The following is an 18,547-nucleotide window of genomic DNA, read 5'->3' on the forward strand; positions in this document are numbered from 1 at the left end:
GTGATGGGTTGGCGGGTGAATGTGCCGACGACGGAGCAGCGAGGAGAGCCGGGCTAGCGCAGCGGGAGTTCGGGGCCGCCGTCGAGCAGCGGGGCCAGCAGGTCCCCCTGCTTCTCCACGCGCTTGAGCACCTCGCCAGCGGTGTAGGGGCGAGCCGACGGCCGCTTCCCGGCGGCACCGGCGGAAACCTCGTCCCAGGTCAGCGGGGTGGACACCGACGGCACCGCCTGGGCCCGTAACGAGTACGGCGCCACCGTCGTCTTGGCCGCGTTGTTCTGGCTCCAGTCGATGAAGACCTTCCCCGGCCGCAGGTTCTTGGCCATCTTCGACACGATCAGCTTCGGGTGCGCCCGCTCCAGCTCCTGCGCGATCCGCTTCGCGTACTCGGAGACGAGGTCGGAGGACTGGGTGCCGGCGATCGGGCAGCAGAGCTGCATCCCCTTCTTGCCGGACGTCTTCGGATACGAATCGATGCCGTCGTCGGCGAGCCGGTCCCGAATCAGCAGCGCCACCTGGCAGCACTGCTGCAGCGCCGCCGGGGCTCCCGGGTCGAGGTCGACGACCATCATGTCCGGGTGTTCGCCGATCTTCCACTGCGGCGTGTGCAGCTCCAGCGCGGCGAGGTTGGCCAGCCAGACCAGGGTGGGCAGGTCGTCGGCGACCACGTAGTCGATGGTCTCCCGGCCCTTGGTCGACCCGGGCGCGGGCAGCGTCTCGGTGCGTACCCAGGCGGGGGTGGCGGCCGGGGCGTTCTTCTCGAAGAACGAGCCGCCGGTGACTCCGTTGGGGAAGCGGATCCGGGTCAGCGCCCGGTCCCGTAGGTGCGGCAGCAGCACCGGGGCGATCCGGGTGTAGTAGTCGATCACCTCGCCCTTGGTGAACCCGACGTCGGGGTAGAGCACCTTGTCCAGGTTGGACACCTCCAGCGAGCGCCCCTCGACGTCCACCTTGAACCGCTCAGCCGGCATCCTCAACCTCCTCCGGCGGCTTGTCGGGGCGCAGGCGCAGGAGCCGGGGGAACCGCAGCCGCCCGTCCGGGGTGCGCTGACCGTACTTGACCTCCACCACGACCTGCGGTGTCACCCAGATCGCGCCCCGGACATCCTCGCGCGGCACGTCCTCGGCGAACGGCGACGTGCCGGAGCGCAGCGGCTCCAGCTCGCGCAGCAGCTCCCGCTCGGTGGCCGCGCCGATCCCGCCGCCGACCCGGCCCCGGTAGGTGAGCCGCCCGTCCGGCCGGGGTACCCCGACCAGCAGGCCGCCGATCTTGCGCGCACCGGGTCGCCAGCCACCGACCACGAAGTCGGCGGTGACCTCCAGCTTCACCTTCACCCAGTCCGGCGAGCGCACCCCCGGCCGGTAGGCCGAGTCGACCCGCTTGGCCATCACCCCCTCGAGGCCGTGCTCTCCGGCCGCCTCGTAGGTGGCCGGGCCGTCCGGGAAGTCCGGCGGCACCGCCCACCGCGCGGCGCCCAGGCCGAGCGACTCCAGGGCCACCCGCCGCTCGCGGTAGGAGCGGCCGGTCAGGTCCTCGCCGCGCAGCCGCAACAGGTCGAAGATCATGTACGTCACCGGGGCGGCCGCCGCCAGCCGGGCCGCCTTCGCCGGGTTCCGGACGTGCATCCGCTCGGCCAGCGCGGTGAACGAGGGCTGCCCGAGCTCGTTGAACAGCACCACCTCGCCGTCGAGCAGCGCGTCGTCGACCTGCTCGGCCAAGGTGATCAACTCTGGGTACGCGGTGGTGATCTCCACGCCGGAGCGGGCGTACAGGTGCTGGTCGCCGTAGGAGATGTCGGCGAGCCCGCGGACCCCGTCCCACTTGAACTCGTACGCCCAGCCGGCACCGGCCGGGAGCTGCCCGGTCATCGCGAGCATCGGCTTCAGCGGCGCGCCGGGCACCTTCTGACTGTAGTTGCCGACGGAAGCGCTCGCATGTGCTTCGATCGTTTGCGATCCTGGGTTGACCGGGGAGAGGAGCGGGGATGCGGGCCATCTGGAAAGGAGCGGTGTCGTTCGGGCTGGTCTCGATCGGGGTGAAGCTCTACTCGGCCACCGAGGAGAGGGACATCCGGTTCCACCAGGTCCACCGGGATGACGGCGGCCGGATCCGCTACAAGCGCACCTGCCAGGTCTGCGGCGAGGAGGTGACCTTCGACGACATCGCCAAGGGGTACGACATCGGCGGCGGCGAGATGGTCATCCTCACCGACGAGGACTTCGCCGACCTGCCGCTGACCACCTCGCGCGCGATCGACGTGCTGGAGTTCGTCCCCGCCGAGCAGGTCGACCCGATCCTCTACAACAAGGCCTACTTCCTGGAGCCGGAGGGCACCGCGACCAAGCCGTACGTGCTGCTGCGGGACGCGCTCGCCGACTCCGAGCGGGTCGCCATCGTCAAGGTGGCGCTGCGCCAGCGCGAACAGCTCGCCACCCTGCGGGTCCGCGAGGGCGTGCTGCTGCTCAACACGATGCTCTGGCCGGACGAGGTGCGTACCCCCGACTTCGGCTTCCTCGACGAGGACCTGAAGGTCCGCCCCCCGGAGCTGGCGATGGCCAGCTCGCTGATCGACTCGATGGCCGGCGAGTTCGCGCCGGACGCCTTCACCGACGACTACCGGGCGGCGTTGCAGGAGGTCATCGACGCCAAGATCGAGGGCCGCGAGGTGGTGCAGCCGGAGGAGGTCGAGGCCGCGCCGGCCGCCGCGGTGGACCTGATGGCCGCGCTGAAGGCCTCGGTCGAGCGGGCGAAGGTCGCCCGCGGCGAGCAGCCGGCGGGCGGGGCGGGCGAGCCGACCCCGATCTCCGCGGCCCGCTCCGCGCAGAAGGCGGCGAAGGCGCCGCCGAAGAAGGCGGCCGAGAAGAAGGCCGCCGCGAAGAAGACGCCGGCCAAGAAGGCGGAGCCGGCGAAGAAGGCCGCCGCGAAGAAGACCGCGGAGAAGAAGGCCGCCAAGGCGCCGGCAAAGAAGGCGGCCGAGAAGAAGGCCGCCCCGCGCAAGACCGCCTGAGCTCCCGCGCGGGGCCCGCCGTACGCCAGGGGCCCTCCCGACTCAGCCGAGGCCGAGCTTCTCGGTCGGGGTGATCCGGACGATGACCCGCTCCTCGTTGGGCTGCCGGAACGGGTAGGTGTCCTTGCCCAGGTACTTCTTCGCCATCCGGTCGATGTGCTCGTCCGCGCCCTCGGTGACGAACTCGGCGGTGCCCTTGACCCAAAGGGTGCGGAAGTCGTCCGCCTTGTCCACCACGGAGACCGCGACCACCGGGTTGCGCTCGATGTTGACGTACTTCTGCCGGCCCTTGGCGGTGTTGAACACGATGTGCTCGCCGTCGGTGTCCACCCACACCGGTGTGACGTGCGGGGTGCCGTCGACCTCGATGGTGGCCACGTGGGCGAGCTGCGGCTCGGAGAGCAGGGCCAGGTCTACTTCGGTGAGGATCGCCATGGTCGAGAACCTACCGCCGAACAGACCGTCACGCCGGGCCAATCGGGATGAACGGGATGAACGGGAGCCGCAGGGCGGGACGCGGCGCGGACGGCGCGCCCCGACGGCATCGACCCGGGTACCGTGTGCGCTGGCCACGGCACCGGGTCGCCGGGCCGGTCACCCAAACTCAGCAGGGAGTCGAGGACGTGAGCGAGCGTACGGAGAACCGGTCGGCGGGCCAGGGCCCGGAGACGAAGGCGCAGCGGCGACTGGCCACGCAGCTGGCCGCCCAGAAGGCCGCCGAGGCGAAGAAGCGCCGGCAGGCGTGGCTGGGTGCACTCGCCGGCGTGGCCGTCATCGCGGTGATCGTCGGGATCTTCGTGGTCAGCCGGAGCGGTGACGAGGCCCCGAAGCCGGCCGCCGCTCCCGCCGGCTGCCCGGGCGGCTTCCCGACCCTGCCCGAGGGCGGCGACCGGGAGCTCTGCGCCAAGCCGCAGGCGGCCAAGGGCGAGGGCGAGCTGTCCGGCCTGAAGGCGACCCCGCTGATCCGGGGCAACGGCCCGGCCGCCCAGTCCGGCCAGCAGATCACGGTCAACTACGTGGGCGTGTCTTACCAGACCGGCGAGGAGTTCGACGCCTCCTGGAAGCGCCAGGAGCCGTTCTCCTTCGTGGTCGGCCAGGGCAACGTGATCCCGGGCTGGGACCAGGGCATGCAGGGCCAGACCGTGGGCAGCCGGGTGCAGCTGGACATCCCGGCCGACCTCGCGTACGGCGACAAGCCGCAGCGCCCGGGCGCGCCGTCCGGTCCGCTGCGCTTCGTCGTCGACGTGCTCGCCGTGCAGTAGCCCACAGGGGGCTTCCGGCCGGTCACCTACTCCCAGTAGGTTCGGGGTCACCGTGGGCGGTTCGTCCGCGCCACGGTGACCCCTTTCCCACGCGGAGGTACACGTGCCGGCGCTGGACGATCCCGGGCGAGTCGCCCGGTTGATGTGGACGCACTTCGAACCCCTGCACGCCGTCACCTACTTCCACCCCCGGTGCCGGGCCGCGACCGAGGCGATCGGGCTGCGCGGCTACTGGCGGGGCTACTTCGCCGGCCGGTCCGCCCCGCTGGGACCGGTCGGCGCCGCCCCGGTGATCGCGGCGTTCTTCACCTTCGCGCCCCCGATGGTGGCCCGCGCGCTGCCGGCTGTCTGGCGGCTGGCCACCCCCGAGGAGTCGCTGCGGGCCCGGCTCACCGGCGCCGTGCAGGCGCTCGCGGAGCTGACCTACGAGCTGCCCGAGACGCACCTGGCCGAGGCGGCGGACCTGCTGGAGGAGGCCGCCGCGGCGGCGGACACGTCGGGCCGGGTGCTCGGCGCGGTCAACGCCGCGCTGCCCCGCGGCGAGTACCCGCTGGCCCGGCTCTGGCAGGCCGCCACCACGCTGCGCGAGCACCGCGGCGACGGGCACGTCGCCGCCCTGGTCGCCGCCGACCTCGACCCGGTGGAGACGCTGGCCTGGCGGGTCGCCGTCGACACGCAGCCGCAGAACCTGCTCGGCCGCGGCTGGTCGGAGGAGCAGTGGGCGCGGGCCCGCGGCCGGCTGGCCGAGCGCGGCTGGCTCACCGGCGAGGGCGAGCCGACCGAGGTGGGCCGCGCCGGATTCCGGGCCGTCGAGGACGCCACCGACCGGGCCGCCGCCCGACCGTGGCGGGCGCTCGGCCCGGACCGCACCGACCGGCTGCGCGAGCTGCTCGAGCCGATGGCCCGCGCCTGTCACACGGTCATCCCGGCGAACAGCCCGATCGGCCTGCCGGCCCTGCGGAGCTGAGCCGCGGCAACGGTACGGTGCCTCGCCGCCGACCCGTACTTCACCACGCCCGGTGTCGAGGTCGTCCGGGTCCGGGGTGGGCGCCGTTCCTGACCTGATCCGGGCCGGGTTCCGGCGCGCCCCGTCGGGCAGGATGGGCACATGGCGGTGGATGCGGTGGTCTTCGACCTGGACGGCGTGATCGTGGACTCGGAGCCGGTCTGGGAGGAGGTCCGGCGGGCGTACGTGGCGGCGCACGGCGGTACCTGGCAGCCGGACACCCAGCACCGGCTGATGGGGATGAGCACCGGCGAGTGGGCCGACCACCTCAGCGGTGAGCTGGGCGTCGACCGGAGCCCCGGGCAGGTCGCCACCGAGGTGGTCGAGGAGATGACCCGGCGGTACGTGGAGCACGTACCGCTGATCGACGACGCCGACCGGGTCGTGCGCCGGCTGGCCGCGCGCTGGCCGCTGGGGCTGGCCAGCTCGTCGCCGACCCGGCTGATCGCGGCGGCGCTGGCCGCGACGGACCTGACCGACGCCTTCGGCGTGACCCTGTCCACCGAGGAGACCGCGCGCGGCAAGCCGGCGCCGGACGTCTACCTGGCCGTCGCCGAGCGGCTCGGCGTCGACCCGGCCCGCTGCGTCGCGGTCGAGGACTCCTCCAACGGGGTACGCTCCGCGGCCGCCGCCGGGATGCGGGTGGTGGCGGTGCCGCACGGGTCGTACCCGCTGGACCCGGACGCGGAGGCGCTCGCCGCCGTGGTGCTGCCCACCGTGGACGCCCTCACCCCGGAGGTCGTGGACCGACTGGGCTGAGCCGGCACGTCCTCCATGACACCCTCCAGCCGTCGACTACCTGGTTGTACGGTTTGCGGGGCGGGCCGGATCGGAATGATCAGGGTCGACCCGGGTACGGCGAGCGGGGACGGGCCGCCGGCGTCCGAGATGAGGAGACGGCGATGAAGGCGATCGTGTACGAGCGCACCGGCGACCCTTCGGTGCTCCAACTGGTCGACCGGCCGGTGCCGGAGCCCGGCCCCGGTGAGGTGCTGGTCCGGCTGGCCGTCGCCGGGGTCAACCCGACGGACTGGAAGGGGCGGCGGTCGTGGCCGCTGCCGGCCGGCTGGCAGACGCCCGGGCAGGACGGCGCCGGGGTGGTCGAGTTGGTCGGTGAGGGCGTCGACCAGCAGCTGATCGGCAAGCGGGTCTGGGTGTGGGAGGCCTCCTGGCAGCGGCCCTGGGGCACGGCCGCGGAGTACAGCGTGGTGCCGGTCCGGCATGCGGTGTCCCTCGGTTCCGCCTCCTTCGACCTGGGCGCCTGCCTCGGCATCCCGTTCCTCACCGCGCACCGGTGCCTGACGGCCGGCGAGTACATGCCAACCAAGCTGCACGCCGGCGCGCTCAGCGGCCACGTGGTGCTGGTGCAGGGCGGGGCGGGTGCGGTCGGCAACGCGGCGATCCAGCTGGCCCGCTGGGCCGACGCCTGCGTCATCGCCACGGTGAGCAGCCCGGAGAAGGCGCAGCTCGCGGCGGCGGCCGGCGCCTCGCATGTGATCAACTACCGGGAGCAGGACGTGGTCGAGGAGGTCCACAAGGTCGCGCCCGACGGGGTGCACACGATCGTCGAGGTCTCCGTCGCCCGCAACGCCGCCACGGACGCGCGACTGCTGCGGCCGGGCGGCGCGGTCTGCGCGTACGCCGACGACGGCGGCGACGAGGTGACCATCCCGATCCGACCGTCGATGGTGACGAACGCCCGCTGGCAGTTCGTGCTGGTCTACACCGAACCGAAGGCGGCGAAGGCGCAGGCGGTGACCGACGTCGCGGCGGCGGTCGCCCAGGGGGCGGTACGCGTCGGCGAGGAGGCCGGGCTGCCGCTGCACTACTACCCGCTGGCCGACACCGCCCGCGCGCACCAGGCGGTGGAGGACTCGGTGGTCGGGAAGGTGCTGATCACCACCAGCGAGCAGTGACGGTCACTCCCACCGACAGCGGAACCATCTGAGCTGGGCGGATTTCCCGGTCGCCGGGACAGAGGCGAACAAGTTTCGCAAGAATGACATTGCGGGTCGCCCCGCATGGAACGGGCGGCCCCGGCGCGGTGCGAACGCCGGGGCCGCCCCTGGGGAGGGATGCTTCAGGAGTCACGTCCCTACCCCATCGGCGACGAAGCGCCGAGAAGTGTTACGGCCCAGCGAGTTCCCGCACCTCCAGTCCGCCGTCGGCGTACCGGGAGCGGACCACCTTCTTGTCGAACTTGCCGACGCTGGTCTTCGGCACCGCGTCGATGAACGCCCACCGCTCGGGCAGCTGCCAGTGCGCCACCGACTTCGCCAGGAACGCCCGCAGCTCCTCCGCGGTCACCGAGGCGCCCTCGCGGACCACCACCGTCGCCAGCGGACGCTCGTCCCAGCGCTGGTCCGGCACCCCGACCACGCAGGCCTCCTGCACGTCCGGGTGGGCCATCAGGGCGTTCTCCAGCTCCACCGAGGAGATCCACTCCCCACCGGACTTGATCACGTCCTTGGCCCGGTCGGTGAGGGTGATGTAGCCGTCCGGGGAGAGCATGCCGACGTCCCCCGTCCGCAGCCAGCCGTCCCGGAACTTCTCCTCGTCCGGGGCGTCGTCACCGACGTAGATGGCGGTCACCCAGGGCCCACGGACCTCCAGCTCACCGACGGACGTGCCGTCGGCGGGCAGCGGCTCGCCGAGCGGGCCGACGATCCGGGCGTCGACCCCGGCCGGCACCCGGCCCTGGGTGTAGCGGTAGCGCCAGGCCTCGTCGCCGGTGGCGCCGGCGGGCGGTCGGGAGACCGAGCCGAGCGGGGACATCTCGGTCATCCCCCAGGCGTGGATCACCTCGATGCCGTGCCGCTCGGCGAACGCGTGCATCAGCGCGGGCGGGCAGGCCGACCCGCCGACGATCACCTCCGTGAGCGAGGAGGTGTCCACGTCGTGGCCGTCCAGGTGGGTCAGCAGGTCGTTCCAGATGGTGGGCACCGCGCCGGCGAGGGTCGGCCGCTCGGCGGCGATCATCTCGGCGATCGGGGCCGCCTGGAGGAACCGGTCCGGCATGATCAGCGACGCGCCGGAGATGAAGGCCGCGTACGGCAGGCCCCAGGACATCGCGTGGAACATCGGCACGATGGCGAGCTCCCGGTCGGTCGGCCCGAGGCCGAACGACTCCGGCATGCAGATCTGCAACGAGTGCAGGTAGATCGAGCGGTGCGAGTAGGCCACGCCCTTGGGGTTGCCGGTGGTCCCGGAGGTGTAGCAGAGGGCGGCGGCGTCCCGCTCGTCCACCTCGGGCCAGTCGTAGCTGTCGGGGCGGCCGGCCAGCAGGTCGTCCCAGTGGTGGAAGGTGATCCGGTCGCCGGCCGCGGCGCGCAGCGGCGCCGGGTCGCCCCCGCCGACCACCACCACGTGCCGGACCGTTGTCATCTCGCCGATCACCCTGGCCAGCAGCGGGATCAGCGTCGAGTCGACCAGCACCACCCGGTCCTCGGCGTGGTTGGCGATGTACACGACCTGGTCCGGGAAGAGCCGGATGTTCAGCGTGTGCAGCACCGCGCCCATGCTGGGCACGGCGAAGTACGCCACCAGGTGCTCGTTGTTGTTCCACATGAACGTGGCGACCCGTTCGTCGCCGGTCACCCCGCACTCCTCGCGCAGGGCGTGGGCCAGCCGGGCGGCGGTGCGGCCGACCTCGGCGTACGACATCCGGCGGGGCTCGGCTCCGGTCCAGGTGACGACCTCGGCCGTGCCGTGCACGGTGGAGCCGTGTTCGAGGATCCGGGATACCTGGAGGGGGGCGTCCATCATCGTGCTACGCATGGGTAACAAGCTAGTGTCGCCGGTCACAGGTTGGGAACCCCCGGAACGCCGGAGGAGTCCCGGGGAAGCTGCGTAGATTGTCCGAGTGAGCATCTCCTGGGCCGACTCGTACGTGGGGCAGTTGCGCGCCCTGGCCGGTGACCGGACGCTGATGTTCGTCGGCGCCCGCGCGGTGGTCCGCGAGAACGCGGGGCGGGTGCTGCTGATCCAGCGCTCGGACAACGGCCAGTGGGCGCTGCCGGCCGGCGCCATGGAACTGGGCGAGTCGATCGCCGACTGCGCGGTACGCGAGGTCCGCGAGGAGACCGGGCTGCGCGCGCTGCGGGTCAGCGCCTTCGCCCTCTACACCGGGCCCGACCGCACCCACACCAACATGTACGGCCACACGTACCAGATCTTCACCACCGCGTTCCGGGTGGAGGACTGGGACGGCGAGGTGACCCGGGTGACCGACGAGACCACCGACGCACGCTTCTTCCACCGCGACCAGTTCCCCGCGCCGCTGTCGGCCTCGGTCCCGGAGACGCTCGCCGACCTCGACGTCTTCGAGCAGACCAACCGCCTGATCCTCAAGTAGTCCCGGTCCCCGCGCCGACCGAGGCCGGCTCGCCCGGCCGGCCGGCTGACGGGTCGGCGCCGGCCTCGGCGGGTCGGTCGGCGTGGGCGCCGGCCCGGGCGCCGGCGCGTTCCGCGCCGATGCCGGCGACCACCACGAAGGCGATCCCCACCACCGGCCCGATGCCCGGCACCTGGTGCAGCGCGACCAGACCCACCGCCAGGGCGATCGCCGGTTCCACGCTCATCAGGGTGCCGAAGGCGGCGGTGGTGAGCCGGCGCAGGGCGAGCAGTTCCAGGACGAACGGGACCACGGGCAGCAGCACGGCCAGGCCCAGGCCGGCCAGGAGCAGCTGCCAGGTCAGGTCGCCGAGCACCGACGGCCCGACGACCACGGTGGCGACCACGGCGGCCACCGGCATGGAGACCGCGAGGCCGCGGATCCCGGAGACCTCGTCGCCGACCCGCTGGGTGAGCAGGATGTACGCCGCCCAGCAGGCACCCGCGGCCAGCGCGTACCCGACGCCGACCAGGTCGGCCTGGCCGCGCCAGGGCTCGGTGAGCAGCAGCACCCCCACGGCGGCGAGCGCCGGCCAGAGCTTCGTGCCGCCCCGGCCCCGGGCCAGCGCCACGCCGAGCGGGCCGAGGAACTCCAGCGCGCTCGCCGTACCCAGGGGCAGCCGGGCCACCGCGGCCATGAACAGGATGGTGATCCCGGCCGTCACCACGCCGAGCGCCAGGCAGGCCCGCAGCGCGGACCGGGTGAGGGCGGACGGGCGCGGACGCACCAGCACGGCCAGCAGCAGCCCGGCCCAGGCCAACCTGAGCCAGGCGGCACCCTCGGGTCCCACCTCGTCGAAGAGCGCGACCGAGGCGGCCAGGCCGAGCTGGACGAACATCATCGAGGCGACCGCCATCGTCGCACCGGCACGAGTGGGAGTCATGCCCCCAGTAGAGCCGGCCGAGACCGTTCGCGTCCACGTGACTTCGATGGACGGACCATTCGACAATGCTGAACAATGACGGGATGGACCTGCGTCGCCTGCGGCTGCTCCGGGAGCTGGCCCGGCTCGGCTCCATGCGGGAGGTCGCCGACGAGTTGGGCGTCACCACCTCCACCGTGTCCCAGCAGCTCGCCGTGCTGGCCCGCGAGGCCGGCGCGGAGCTGATCGAGCCGCACGGCCGCCGGGTTCGGCTCACTCCCGCCGGGCGGCGGCTGGCCGAGCACGCCGTGACGATCCTGGCCGCCGTCGACGCGGCCCGCCTCGACCTCGACCCGCAGGCCGAACCGGCCGGCACGGTCCGGGTCGCCGGCTTCGCCACCGCCGTCCGGCGCTCGCTGCTGCCGGTCACCGCCGACCTCGCGGCGCGCCACCCGCAGGTCCGGCTGCGCATCCACGAGCACGAGCCGGCCGAGGCGTACGCGCTGCTCGCGGCGGACGACGTCGACCTCGCGCTGACCTACGACTACCACCTCGCGCCGGCGCCCTTCGACCGCACCGTCGAGGCGACCCCGCTCTGGTCCGCCGCGTGGAGCCTGGGCGTGCCGGCGGCCGGCCCGTCGGCGCCCGCCGGCACGGCCCCCGAGGTCTTCGGCCACTTCGGGGAGCACGACTGGATCGTCAACTCCCGCAACACGGCCGACGAGGTGGTCGTCCGCACCATCGCCTCGATGGCCGGCTTCGAGCCGCGGATCGCGCACCGGGTGGACAGCCTCGACCTCGTCCAGGACCTGATCGTCGCCGGGCTGGGGGTCGGGCTGCTCCCGTCCGACCAGCCGACCGTGCCCGGCGTACGCCTGCTCCGCCTCACCGACCCCGAGGCCCGGCTGCGGTCGTACGCGGTCACCCGGCGCGGGCGGACCGCCTGGCCCCCGCTCGCCCTGATCCTCGACCTGCTCACCACCCGGGCCCACGGCTCGATCCGGTGAGGCGGCGGGCGGTCAGAGCATGGTCTGGCTCTTGGCCTCCATCTCGGCGGCCGCCTCCTCCTTCGACTCCCTGGTCAGCGGCTTGCCACCGGGAGCGGCGGCCCGGCCGCCGAGCGGGTCGGCGCCGCCGGTCGCGCCCTCCGGGCCGGCGCCACGCAGCTGGTCGTCCGGCAGGGCCAGGGTGACCAGCACGGCCAGCACGGCGATCAGCCCGGTGGTCAGGAAGACCATGTGCAGCGAGTCGACGAAGGCGCCCTGGATCGCTGCCCGGACCGGGCCGGGCAGCGCCAGGATGGTCGCCGGGTCGTTGATCGAGATGTTCGCGCCCCCGCTGGCCGCCACCGCCGCCCGCTGGTCGGGCGGCAGCTGGGCGATCGCGCCCGGCAGCCGGTCGGCGAGCTGGGCGGTCAGCCGCGACGACAGCACCGCGCCGAGGATGGCCACCCCGAACGAGCCGCCCAGCGACCGGAAGAACGTCGCCGAGGAGGTGCCGGCGCCCAGGTCGCGGACGTCGACCGCGTTCTGCACCGCGAGGATCAACGACTGCATGCACAGGCCCAGCCCGACGCCGATCACCACCATGTAGCCGAAGGCCACCCAGAGCGAGGTGTCCACCTGGAGCCGGGTGAAGAGCAACATGCCGGCGAGCAGCACCACCGAGCCGGCCACCGGAAACCACTTGTACCGGCCGATCCGGCTCATCGCCTGGCCGGTGAGGACCGAGGTGACGATGATGCCGGCCATCATCGGCAGCATCAGCAGACCGCTGCGGGTCGGCGAGGCACCCTTGACGATCTGCAGGTAGAGCGGGATGAAGATGATCGACCCGAACATCACCAGACCGAGGACGAAGCCGGCCGAGTTGGCCAGCGCGAAGGTGGCGCTGCGGAACAGCCGCAGCGGCAGGATCGGCTCGGGGACCCGGGCCTCCTGGAGCACGAAGAGCACCCCGAGCACCGCCCCGGCCACGAAGAGCCCGACGATCACCCCGGAACCCCAGGCGTACTGGGTGCCGCCCCAGCTCAGCGCGAGCAGCAGACAGCTCACCCCGGCGACCAGCAGCCCCGCCCCGATCCAGTCGATGGCGTGCTCCCGCCGCTCGAACGGGATCAGCCGCATGACGTGGTAGCAGACCACGATCGCCAGGATCGCCAACGGCACGTTGATGTAGAAGATCCACCGCCAGTTCGTCTCGGCGAAGTACCCACCCACCAGCGGCCCGGCCACCGACGACACGCCGAAGACCGCGCCGAAGAGCCCCTGGTAACGGCCGCGTTCCCGGGGGGAGACCACGTCGGAGATGATGGTGAACGCCAGCGTCAGCAGGCCGCCCGCGCCGATCCCCTGGATGCCCCGGGTGACGATCAGCTGGGTCATGTCCTGCGAGAGCCCGGCCAGCAGCGAGCCGAGCAGGAACGTGCCGATCGAGAAGAGGAAGACCGGTCGGCGCCCGTACAGGTCGGCCATCTTGCCGTACAGCGGGGTCGAGGCGGTGGAGGCCAGCAGGTACGCGGTCACCACCCACGAGTAGTGGTTGATCCCGCCCAGCTCGCCGACGATGGTGGGCAGCGCCGTGCCGACGATGGTCTGGTCGAGCGCGGCCAGCAGCATCCCGGTCATCAGACCGAACATCAGCAGCCGGATCTGACGGGTGTTGAGCACCGGGCCGCCCTGGGCTTCCGTGGTCATTCCGCTTCTTTCCCGCATCGGGCGGAACATGCGCCGCCGGCAGGAAAAGCCGTCGACAGCCTGGTCGACGGTCGACCATCAGGCCGCCGTGAAGCTGCTCCGCCGCCTGGCCCTGGACGTCACGCCGCTGCGGACGTCCCGGGGTGCCATGTCCTGTTTCTCCTCTCCTGGGTACCTCCCGTCGGCTCCCGGGGCCTGCGGGGCGAAACGTGACCGGGGTCGCCGGCCCGCCGGCCGTCAGGTTTGGCCGGGAAGCCGCGGGGGACCCCGGAGGGCATGGCAGGAGCAGCAGCGGAACAGCGCCGGCTGGCCACCGTCGTGGAGAGCTGGCTCGGGCGTCCCGTCCTGGTCGTCGGCGACGCCATGCTCGACGAGTGGCGCTTCGCCGAGTCCGACCGGCTCTGCCGCGAGGCACCCGCCCCCATCCTCACCCTGCGCCGGCGCATTTCCGCAGCCGGTGGCGCCGGCAACACGGCCGTCAACGTCGCCGCCCTCGGCGGCCGGGCGCTGCTGGTCGCCCCGGTCGGCGCCGACGTGGCCGGCGACGAACTGCACGACTGCCTGGACCGGGCCGGCGTGTGGGACCGTACGGTCAACCAGCCGCACCGGCCCACCCCGGTGAAGCGCCGGATGCTGGCCGGCAGCCAGATCCTGCTCCGGGAGGACTCCGGCGACCCGGAGGACGCGCTCGACGCCGACGGGGTCGAGGGGCTGCTCACCGCGCTGGACTGCGCGACGGTGGAGCTCAAGGCCGCCGCCGGGGGCGCCGACCCCACCCTGGTGGTCTGCGACTACGGCCTGGGCGCGCTGCCCGCGGCGCTCCGCGCCTGGCTGGTCGTCAACCGGGAGCGGTACGCCACCGTCGCGCTGGACGCCCACGACCTGGCCGACTGGCGGGGGCTCAACCCCACCGTGGTCACCCCGAGCTTCGCCGAGGCGACCCGGCTGCTGGCCCGGGCCGCGGTCGGCTTCGGTGCGCCGCCGCCCGCCAGCCGTACCGGCGGCACCGACCTGCACCTGGACCACCCGGCCGGCGACCCCGCCGACGGCCCGTCCGAGCTGACCGTCGGCGCCGCCCCGGGCGGGGCGGGCGAACGGCTGGCCGGCGCGCCGACCGGCGAACCCACCCCCGGCGAGGGACGGGTGGCGATGACCGGGGACGGGCTCAGTGTCACCGGCGCCGGCGTCACAGTGAACGCCGCCGCCGGCGAGGGCGTCGACCGGGCCGAACTGGCCGGGTCGCGCCTGGCGGAACTGCGCGCGCACACCGGCGCCGACGTGGTGGCGGTGACCCTGGACACCGACGGCGCGGTGGTCGGCGGCGCGGACGGCGAACCCCGGCGCAGCCACAGCACCCCGGTCCCGGCCAGCCACGCGGTGGGCGCCGGGGACGCGTACCTGGCGGCGATGACCCTGGCGCTGGCGGCCGAGGCGCCGCTGCCGACCGCCGCCCAGCTGGCCCAGCTCGCCGCCACCATCACCGTCTCCGACACCGGCACCTGCGTGTGCCGCCGCGAGGACCTGCTCGCCGCCCTGGGCAGCGCCCCGGACGGTACCGCCCACCCGACGCTGGTCGGCCCGGACGAGCTGGAGGTCATCGTCACCCACCACCGGCGCGCCGGCCGCTCGATCGTCTTCACCAACGGCTGCTTCGACGTGCTCCACCCGGGCCACGTGCGCTACCTGGAACAGGCCCGGGCGCTGGGCGACCTGCTGGTGGTGGCGGTCAACTCCGACGGCAGCGTCCGCCGGCTGAAGGGCCCGGACCGGCCGGTCAACCCGGTGGAGGACCGGATCACGCTGCTCGCCGCGCTGGCCTGTGTGGACCACGTGGTGGTCTTCGAGGAGGACTCCCCGGCCAGGCTGATCGGGGCCGTCCGCCCCGACGTGTACGTCAAGGGCGGCGACTATCCGCCCGAGATGGTCCCCGAGGCGCCGCTGGTCCGCCGGCTCGGCGGCCAGGTCCGCACCCTCGGGTACGTGCCGGACCGTTCCACCTCGGCCATCATCGAGCGGATCCGCGCCCAGTCCGCGCCGTCGGCGGCGGTTCCGCAGTCGCCGGCCACCAGCACGCCGCAGAGCATGGGCAGGTCCGCGTGAACCGACCGCTCGACCTCGGCACACCCGGGGAGTTCCGGCAGCCGCGCCAGCTCGACGTGCTGATCCCGACCCGCAACCGGCCCGCCGAGCTGGCGGTCACCCTCTCCGGGCTGGCCGCCCAGGAGGGCGTACCCGGGTTCGGGGTGGTGGTCAGCGACCAGTCCGACGGGGAGCCGGCGTACGCGCACCCGGCGCCGGGCACCATGGTCCGGGCGCTGCGCCACCAGGGCCACCCGGTGCTGCTGACCCGGCGGCTGCCCCGGCGCGGGCTGGCCGAGCACCGCGCGTACCTGCTGGACCGCTCGGTGGCCCGGTACGTCCTCTGCCTCGACGACGACGTCTGGCTGGAACCGGGCACCCTGGCCCGGCTGGTCACCGCGATCGGGGAGCTGGGCTGCGGTTTTGTCGGCAACGCGGTGCACGGCCTGTCGTACGCCGACGACGTGCGCCCGGAGACGCACGGGCACTACGAGGAGTGGGACGGCCCGCCCGTCCCCGAGCGGGTACGCCCCGACACCCCGCAGTGGCACCGGGCGTCCATCCACCCGGCGGCGAACCTGCTGCACGTCACGCAGAAGCTGGACCTGCCGCCGGGCGCCTGGCGGGCGTACAAGGTCTCCTGGATCGGCGGGTGCGTGCTCTACGACCGGGCCGCGCTGGTCGACTCCGGGGGCTTCGACTTCTGGCGCCGGCTGCAGGAGAAGCACCAGGGCGAGGACGTCGCCGCGCAGCTCGCGGTGATGGCGCGGCACGGCGGCGCCGGCGTCCTGCCCAGCGGGGCGTACCACCTGGAGTCGCCGACCACGGTGACCGAGCGGGACGTGGAGGCGTGGGAGATCGTGCTCGTCGAGTCCGACGCCCCGCAACCGGCCTGACGTCGCCCGCGCGGCCGTGGACGCCTGCCGTCAGCGCGGCGCGCCCGGCTCCGGGTGGAGCAGCTCGGCGGCCGCCTCCAGCACCTCCACCACGGGCACGTCGGTGACGAACGAGTCCCGGTGCGGGCAGTCGCCGTCGCCGGGCCGGTGCGGGTAGATCCCCGGGGTGCAGTCGACACCGCAGACCGGGCAGTGCGTGGTCCAGGAGGCGATCGGCCGGTGCCGGGCGCGCAGCGGCGTGGCCCCGTTGATCAGGTTGCCCAGCCAGTAGACGCCGACAGTCGAGGTGCCCACCGCGCCGGCCAGGTGCAGCGGGCCGGTGTCGTTGGAGACCACCAGCTCGCACCCTTCGTAGGCGGCGGCCAGCCCGCCGAGGCTGAGCGTGCCGACCTGGGGGCGTACCGGTACGCCGGCCGCCGCGACCACCGCGTCCACCACCGCCTGCTCGGCGGGGGTGCCGGTGACCAGCACCTCGTACCCGTCGGCGTGCAGCGACCGGGCGACCTCGGCGAAGCGTTCCGCGGGCCAGCGCCGGCGGGTGTCGGTGGCCCCCGGGTGCAGCGCCACCCGGGGCCGCTCCGGCCCGCCGAGCACCTGGCGCGCCTCGGCCCGGTCGGCGTCGGTGACCGCGAGGGCCGGGGTGACGGTGCTGGCCGGGGCCCCGACCAGCGCCACCACCTCCAGGTAACGGATCACCTCGTGCTGGTAGTAGACGTAGCGCATCCAGCGGTCCAGCGGCGGCGCGTCCTCGGCCCGCAGGCCGGCGGTGACCCGGGCGCCGAGCCGGCTGATCAGCGGGTTGGAGTTGGCGCCGCCGCCGTGCACCTGCAACGCGAGGTCGAAGCGTTCCTTGCCGGCCCGCTCCAGGAAGTCGTCCATCGACGCGGGCGTCTCGTCCGGGCCGGGGTCGCGGATGCCGGGGGCCGGCGGGATGACCACTACCCGGTCCACCGGGCCGGGCCGGTCGCGCCAGAGCTTCGCGTGCCACGGCGCGCCGAGCAGCACGATCTCCGCGGCCGGGTACGCGGCCCGCAGCGACTCGAGGGCAGGCAGCAGGAAGATGAAGTCGCCGAGCGCGTTGGCCCGCAGCACGGCGATCCGTTCCACGTCGGGTACGCGCTCGCCCACCGGGCCGAGCAGGGGCGGGGCACTCACGCGACCCCTACGGCCGGTTGATCTCGTCGATGGTGGTGTCCGGGTGGTGCAGCTCCCGGTCCGCCGCCGGATCGGCCAGGGCGGCCGGACCGCCGGCGGCCGGACCGCCGCGGTAGCCGGCACGGCCGACGGTGATGGTGCGCGGCGTGGGCCGCTGCGCCCTGGGCAGGCGGATCCGCAACAGGCCGTGGTCCATCACCGCGTCGATCGCGTCCGGGTCCACCCGGGACGGGAGGTCCACCCGGTATTCGAAGCCGCGGGTCTCGAAGCCGCCCGGGATGCCCTGATCGGCGTTGACCTCGGCCTCCGAGCGGGCGCGGACGCAGAGTTCCCGGTCGTCCAGCTCGACGGCGACCTCCTCCGGCGCGACGCCGGGCAGCCGGACGACCACCTCCCAGCCGTCGGCGGTCTCGGTCAGCTCGACGTCCGGCGAGCCGGCCCGGGCGCCACCGACCAGCCGGCTCAGCTCGGAGCGCAGCGACTGCAGCTCGCCCATCGGGTCCCAGCCCTGCTGCCGGCCCCGCCGTCCCCGGCCGAAACCGCCTGACTGTTCGGTCATCGCACGTCTCCGATCCGCTGGTCGGCCGTCGCGGGCCGCAGTGAGCTGGGGGCGTCCAGGCCGGCGTCGCGGTCGACCCCGACGCCGAGCCGGTCGACCAGTTCACCGCCGAGCCAGGCGCTGACGCCGAGGATGGCCACCCCGACCACCTCGATGGCGAGCAGCGCGCCGCCGGCCGACCGGGAGTCGGCGTTGAGCCGCACCACCCAGACGGCGGCGAAGAGCAGGACGACCGCGACGTTCGCCGCGGCGTGGGTGAGTGCCACCCGCTTGGCGCGGGTGCCCGCCGGGATGGCGAGCAGGTCGACCGACCCGGCCGCCGCAGCCAACAGGGCGCCCACCAGGCCGACGGTGATGTTCCAGTACGCCACCTCGGCGAGGAAGTCCGGCCCGCCGACCGTGTCCACGATGTCGAAGAGCGTGCCGGTGACCAGGAGCGCCACCGGGAACATCACCAGCATCGGGTGCACGGGGTGGCCGAGCACCTTCAGTCGGCTCTCCATGGGGCCTCCACTGCTCGCATCCGGGCGCGCTGTGTGAGCCGGTACCCACCGCGTCGATGGGCAAACCCGCGCTCGCCACGCCCTTCTAGGCTGACGGACGGCGGTCGGTGTCTCGCCCGGCCGCCACCGAG

Annotated in this window: 18 protein-coding genes; 9 read left to right on the forward strand and 9 right to left on the reverse strand. The window is 73.7% G+C overall.

What is annotated here, in order from left to right:
* Nucleotides 1-53: 53 nt before the first annotated feature.
* A complete protein-coding gene (ligD, locus tag ACLQ2U_RS00625; RefSeq protein ID WP_425748509.1) occupies nucleotides 54-968 on the reverse strand; it encodes a non-homologous end-joining DNA ligase in 915 nt (304 codons plus the stop codon).
* Nucleotides 958-1,899 (reverse strand): non-homologous end-joining DNA ligase, encoded by a 942-nt coding sequence (gene ligD, locus ACLQ2U_RS00630; RefSeq protein WP_425748510.1) that lies wholly within the window; start codon nucleotides 1,897-1,899, stop codon nucleotides 958-960. The genes ligD (ACLQ2U_RS00625) and ligD (ACLQ2U_RS00630) overlap by 11 nt, the downstream gene beginning before the upstream one ends.
* Before the next feature lie 83 nt (nucleotides 1,900-1,982).
* On the opposite strand from ligD (ACLQ2U_RS00630), the gene ACLQ2U_RS00635 reads away from it, so the two are divergent.
* A complete protein-coding gene (locus ACLQ2U_RS00635; RefSeq protein ID WP_425748511.1) occupies nucleotides 1,983-3,005 on the forward strand; it encodes a Ku protein in 1,023 nt (340 codons plus the stop codon).
* 42 nt (nucleotides 3,006-3,047) lie between these two features.
* Here the strand turns inward: ACLQ2U_RS00635 and ACLQ2U_RS00640 are convergent, their stop codons facing one another.
* Entirely contained in the window at nucleotides 3,048-3,440 is a 393-nt protein-coding gene (locus ACLQ2U_RS00640) for a PPOX class F420-dependent oxidoreductase (RefSeq protein ID WP_425748512.1), read from the reverse strand.
* A gap of 188 nt (nucleotides 3,441-3,628) precedes the next feature.
* Between ACLQ2U_RS00640 and ACLQ2U_RS00645 the strand changes: the two genes are divergently transcribed.
* The 4 genes from ACLQ2U_RS00645 to ACLQ2U_RS00660 all read left to right on the forward strand — a co-directional run bounded on the left by ACLQ2U_RS00645 (nucleotide 3,629) and on the right by ACLQ2U_RS00660 (nucleotide 7,189).
* Entirely contained in the window at nucleotides 3,629-4,267 is a 639-nt protein-coding gene (locus tag ACLQ2U_RS00645) for an FKBP-type peptidyl-prolyl cis-trans isomerase (RefSeq protein ID WP_425748513.1), read from the forward strand.
* Between the two features lie 142 nt (nucleotides 4,268-4,409).
* Complete coding sequence (locus ACLQ2U_RS00650; protein ID WP_425748863.1) at nucleotides 4,410-5,234, forward strand: SCO6745 family protein; 825 nt, start codon at nucleotides 4,410-4,412, stop codon at nucleotides 5,232-5,234.
* Nucleotides 5,235-5,375: 141 nt separating this feature from the next.
* Nucleotides 5,376-6,032 carry an HAD family hydrolase gene (locus ACLQ2U_RS00655; protein WP_425748514.1) on the forward strand — a complete coding sequence of 219 codons (657 nt, stop codon included), beginning with the start codon at nucleotides 5,376-5,378 and terminating at the stop codon, nucleotides 6,030-6,032.
* A gap of 143 nt (nucleotides 6,033-6,175) precedes the next feature.
* Nucleotides 6,176-7,189: an NADPH:quinone reductase gene (locus ACLQ2U_RS00660; RefSeq protein WP_425748515.1), complete on the forward strand. Its 1,014-nt coding sequence runs from the start codon at nucleotides 6,176-6,178 to the stop codon at nucleotides 7,187-7,189.
* Nucleotides 7,190-7,400: 211 nt separating this feature from the next.
* On the opposite strand, the gene ACLQ2U_RS00665 is transcribed toward ACLQ2U_RS00660, so the two are convergent.
* On the reverse strand, nucleotides 7,401-9,035 hold the full coding sequence (locus tag ACLQ2U_RS00665; protein ID WP_425748864.1) for a fatty acid--CoA ligase: 1,635 nt from the start codon (nucleotides 9,033-9,035) through the stop codon (nucleotides 7,401-7,403).
* 100 nt (nucleotides 9,036-9,135) lie between these two features.
* Here ACLQ2U_RS00665 and ACLQ2U_RS00670 point away from each other — a divergent pair, with 100 nt between their 5' ends.
* Nucleotides 9,136-9,627 (forward strand): NUDIX domain-containing protein, encoded by a 492-nt coding sequence (locus ACLQ2U_RS00670; RefSeq protein ID WP_425748516.1) that lies wholly within the window; start codon nucleotides 9,136-9,138, stop codon nucleotides 9,625-9,627.
* Here ACLQ2U_RS00670 and ACLQ2U_RS00675 read toward each other — a convergent pair.
* A complete protein-coding gene (locus ACLQ2U_RS00675; RefSeq protein ID WP_425748517.1) occupies nucleotides 9,620-10,549 on the reverse strand; it encodes an EamA family transporter in 930 nt (309 codons plus the stop codon). The genes ACLQ2U_RS00670 and ACLQ2U_RS00675 overlap by 8 nt on opposite strands.
* Nucleotides 10,550-10,614: 65 nt before the next feature.
* On the opposite strand from ACLQ2U_RS00675, the gene ACLQ2U_RS00680 reads away from it, so the two are divergent.
* On the forward strand, nucleotides 10,615-11,535 hold the full coding sequence (locus ACLQ2U_RS00680) for a LysR family transcriptional regulator (RefSeq protein WP_425748518.1): 921 nt from the start codon (nucleotides 10,615-10,617) through the stop codon (nucleotides 11,533-11,535).
* Between the two features lie 12 nt (nucleotides 11,536-11,547).
* On the opposite strand, the gene ACLQ2U_RS00685 is transcribed toward ACLQ2U_RS00680, so the two are convergent.
* Nucleotides 11,548-13,224 carry an MDR family MFS transporter gene (locus ACLQ2U_RS00685; RefSeq protein WP_425748519.1) on the reverse strand — a complete coding sequence of 559 codons (1,677 nt, stop codon included), beginning with the start codon at nucleotides 13,222-13,224 and terminating at the stop codon, nucleotides 11,548-11,550.
* Nucleotides 13,225-13,500: 276 nt separating this feature from the next.
* Between ACLQ2U_RS00685 and rfaE2 the strand changes: the two genes are divergently transcribed.
* Nucleotides 13,501-15,324, forward strand: coding sequence for a D-glycero-beta-D-manno-heptose 1-phosphate adenylyltransferase (gene rfaE2 / locus ACLQ2U_RS00690; RefSeq protein WP_425748520.1), 1,824 nt, complete (start codon nucleotides 13,501-13,503; stop codon nucleotides 15,322-15,324).
* Entirely contained in the window at nucleotides 15,321-16,199 is an 879-nt protein-coding gene (locus ACLQ2U_RS00695) for a glycosyltransferase family 2 protein (RefSeq protein WP_425748521.1), read from the forward strand. Before rfaE2 ends, ACLQ2U_RS00695 begins: the two co-directional genes overlap by 4 nt.
* Before the next feature lie 30 nt (nucleotides 16,200-16,229).
* On the opposite strand, the gene ACLQ2U_RS00700 is transcribed toward ACLQ2U_RS00695, so the two are convergent.
* The 3 genes from ACLQ2U_RS00700 to ACLQ2U_RS00710 are packed head-to-tail and all read right to left on the reverse strand — an operon-like array spanning nucleotide 16,230 to nucleotide 18,416.
* A complete protein-coding gene (locus tag ACLQ2U_RS00700; RefSeq protein ID WP_425748522.1) occupies nucleotides 16,230-17,354 on the reverse strand; it encodes a glycosyltransferase family 9 protein in 1,125 nt (374 codons plus the stop codon).
* A 7-nt stretch (nucleotides 17,355-17,361) separates the two neighbouring features.
* Nucleotides 17,362-17,913, reverse strand: coding sequence for an Hsp20/alpha crystallin family protein (locus ACLQ2U_RS00705; protein WP_425748523.1), 552 nt, complete (start codon nucleotides 17,911-17,913; stop codon nucleotides 17,362-17,364).
* Nucleotides 17,910-18,416, reverse strand: coding sequence for a DUF2231 domain-containing protein (locus ACLQ2U_RS00710; RefSeq protein ID WP_425748524.1), 507 nt, complete (start codon nucleotides 18,414-18,416; stop codon nucleotides 17,910-17,912). The genes ACLQ2U_RS00705 and ACLQ2U_RS00710 overlap by 4 nt, the downstream gene beginning before the upstream one ends.
* Nucleotides 18,417-18,547: the final 131 nt, after the last annotated feature.

This window comes from Micromonospora sp. DT47 (genome assembly GCF_049844475.1).
Classification (GTDB): Bacteria; Actinomycetota; Actinomycetes; order Mycobacteriales; family Micromonosporaceae; genus Micromonospora.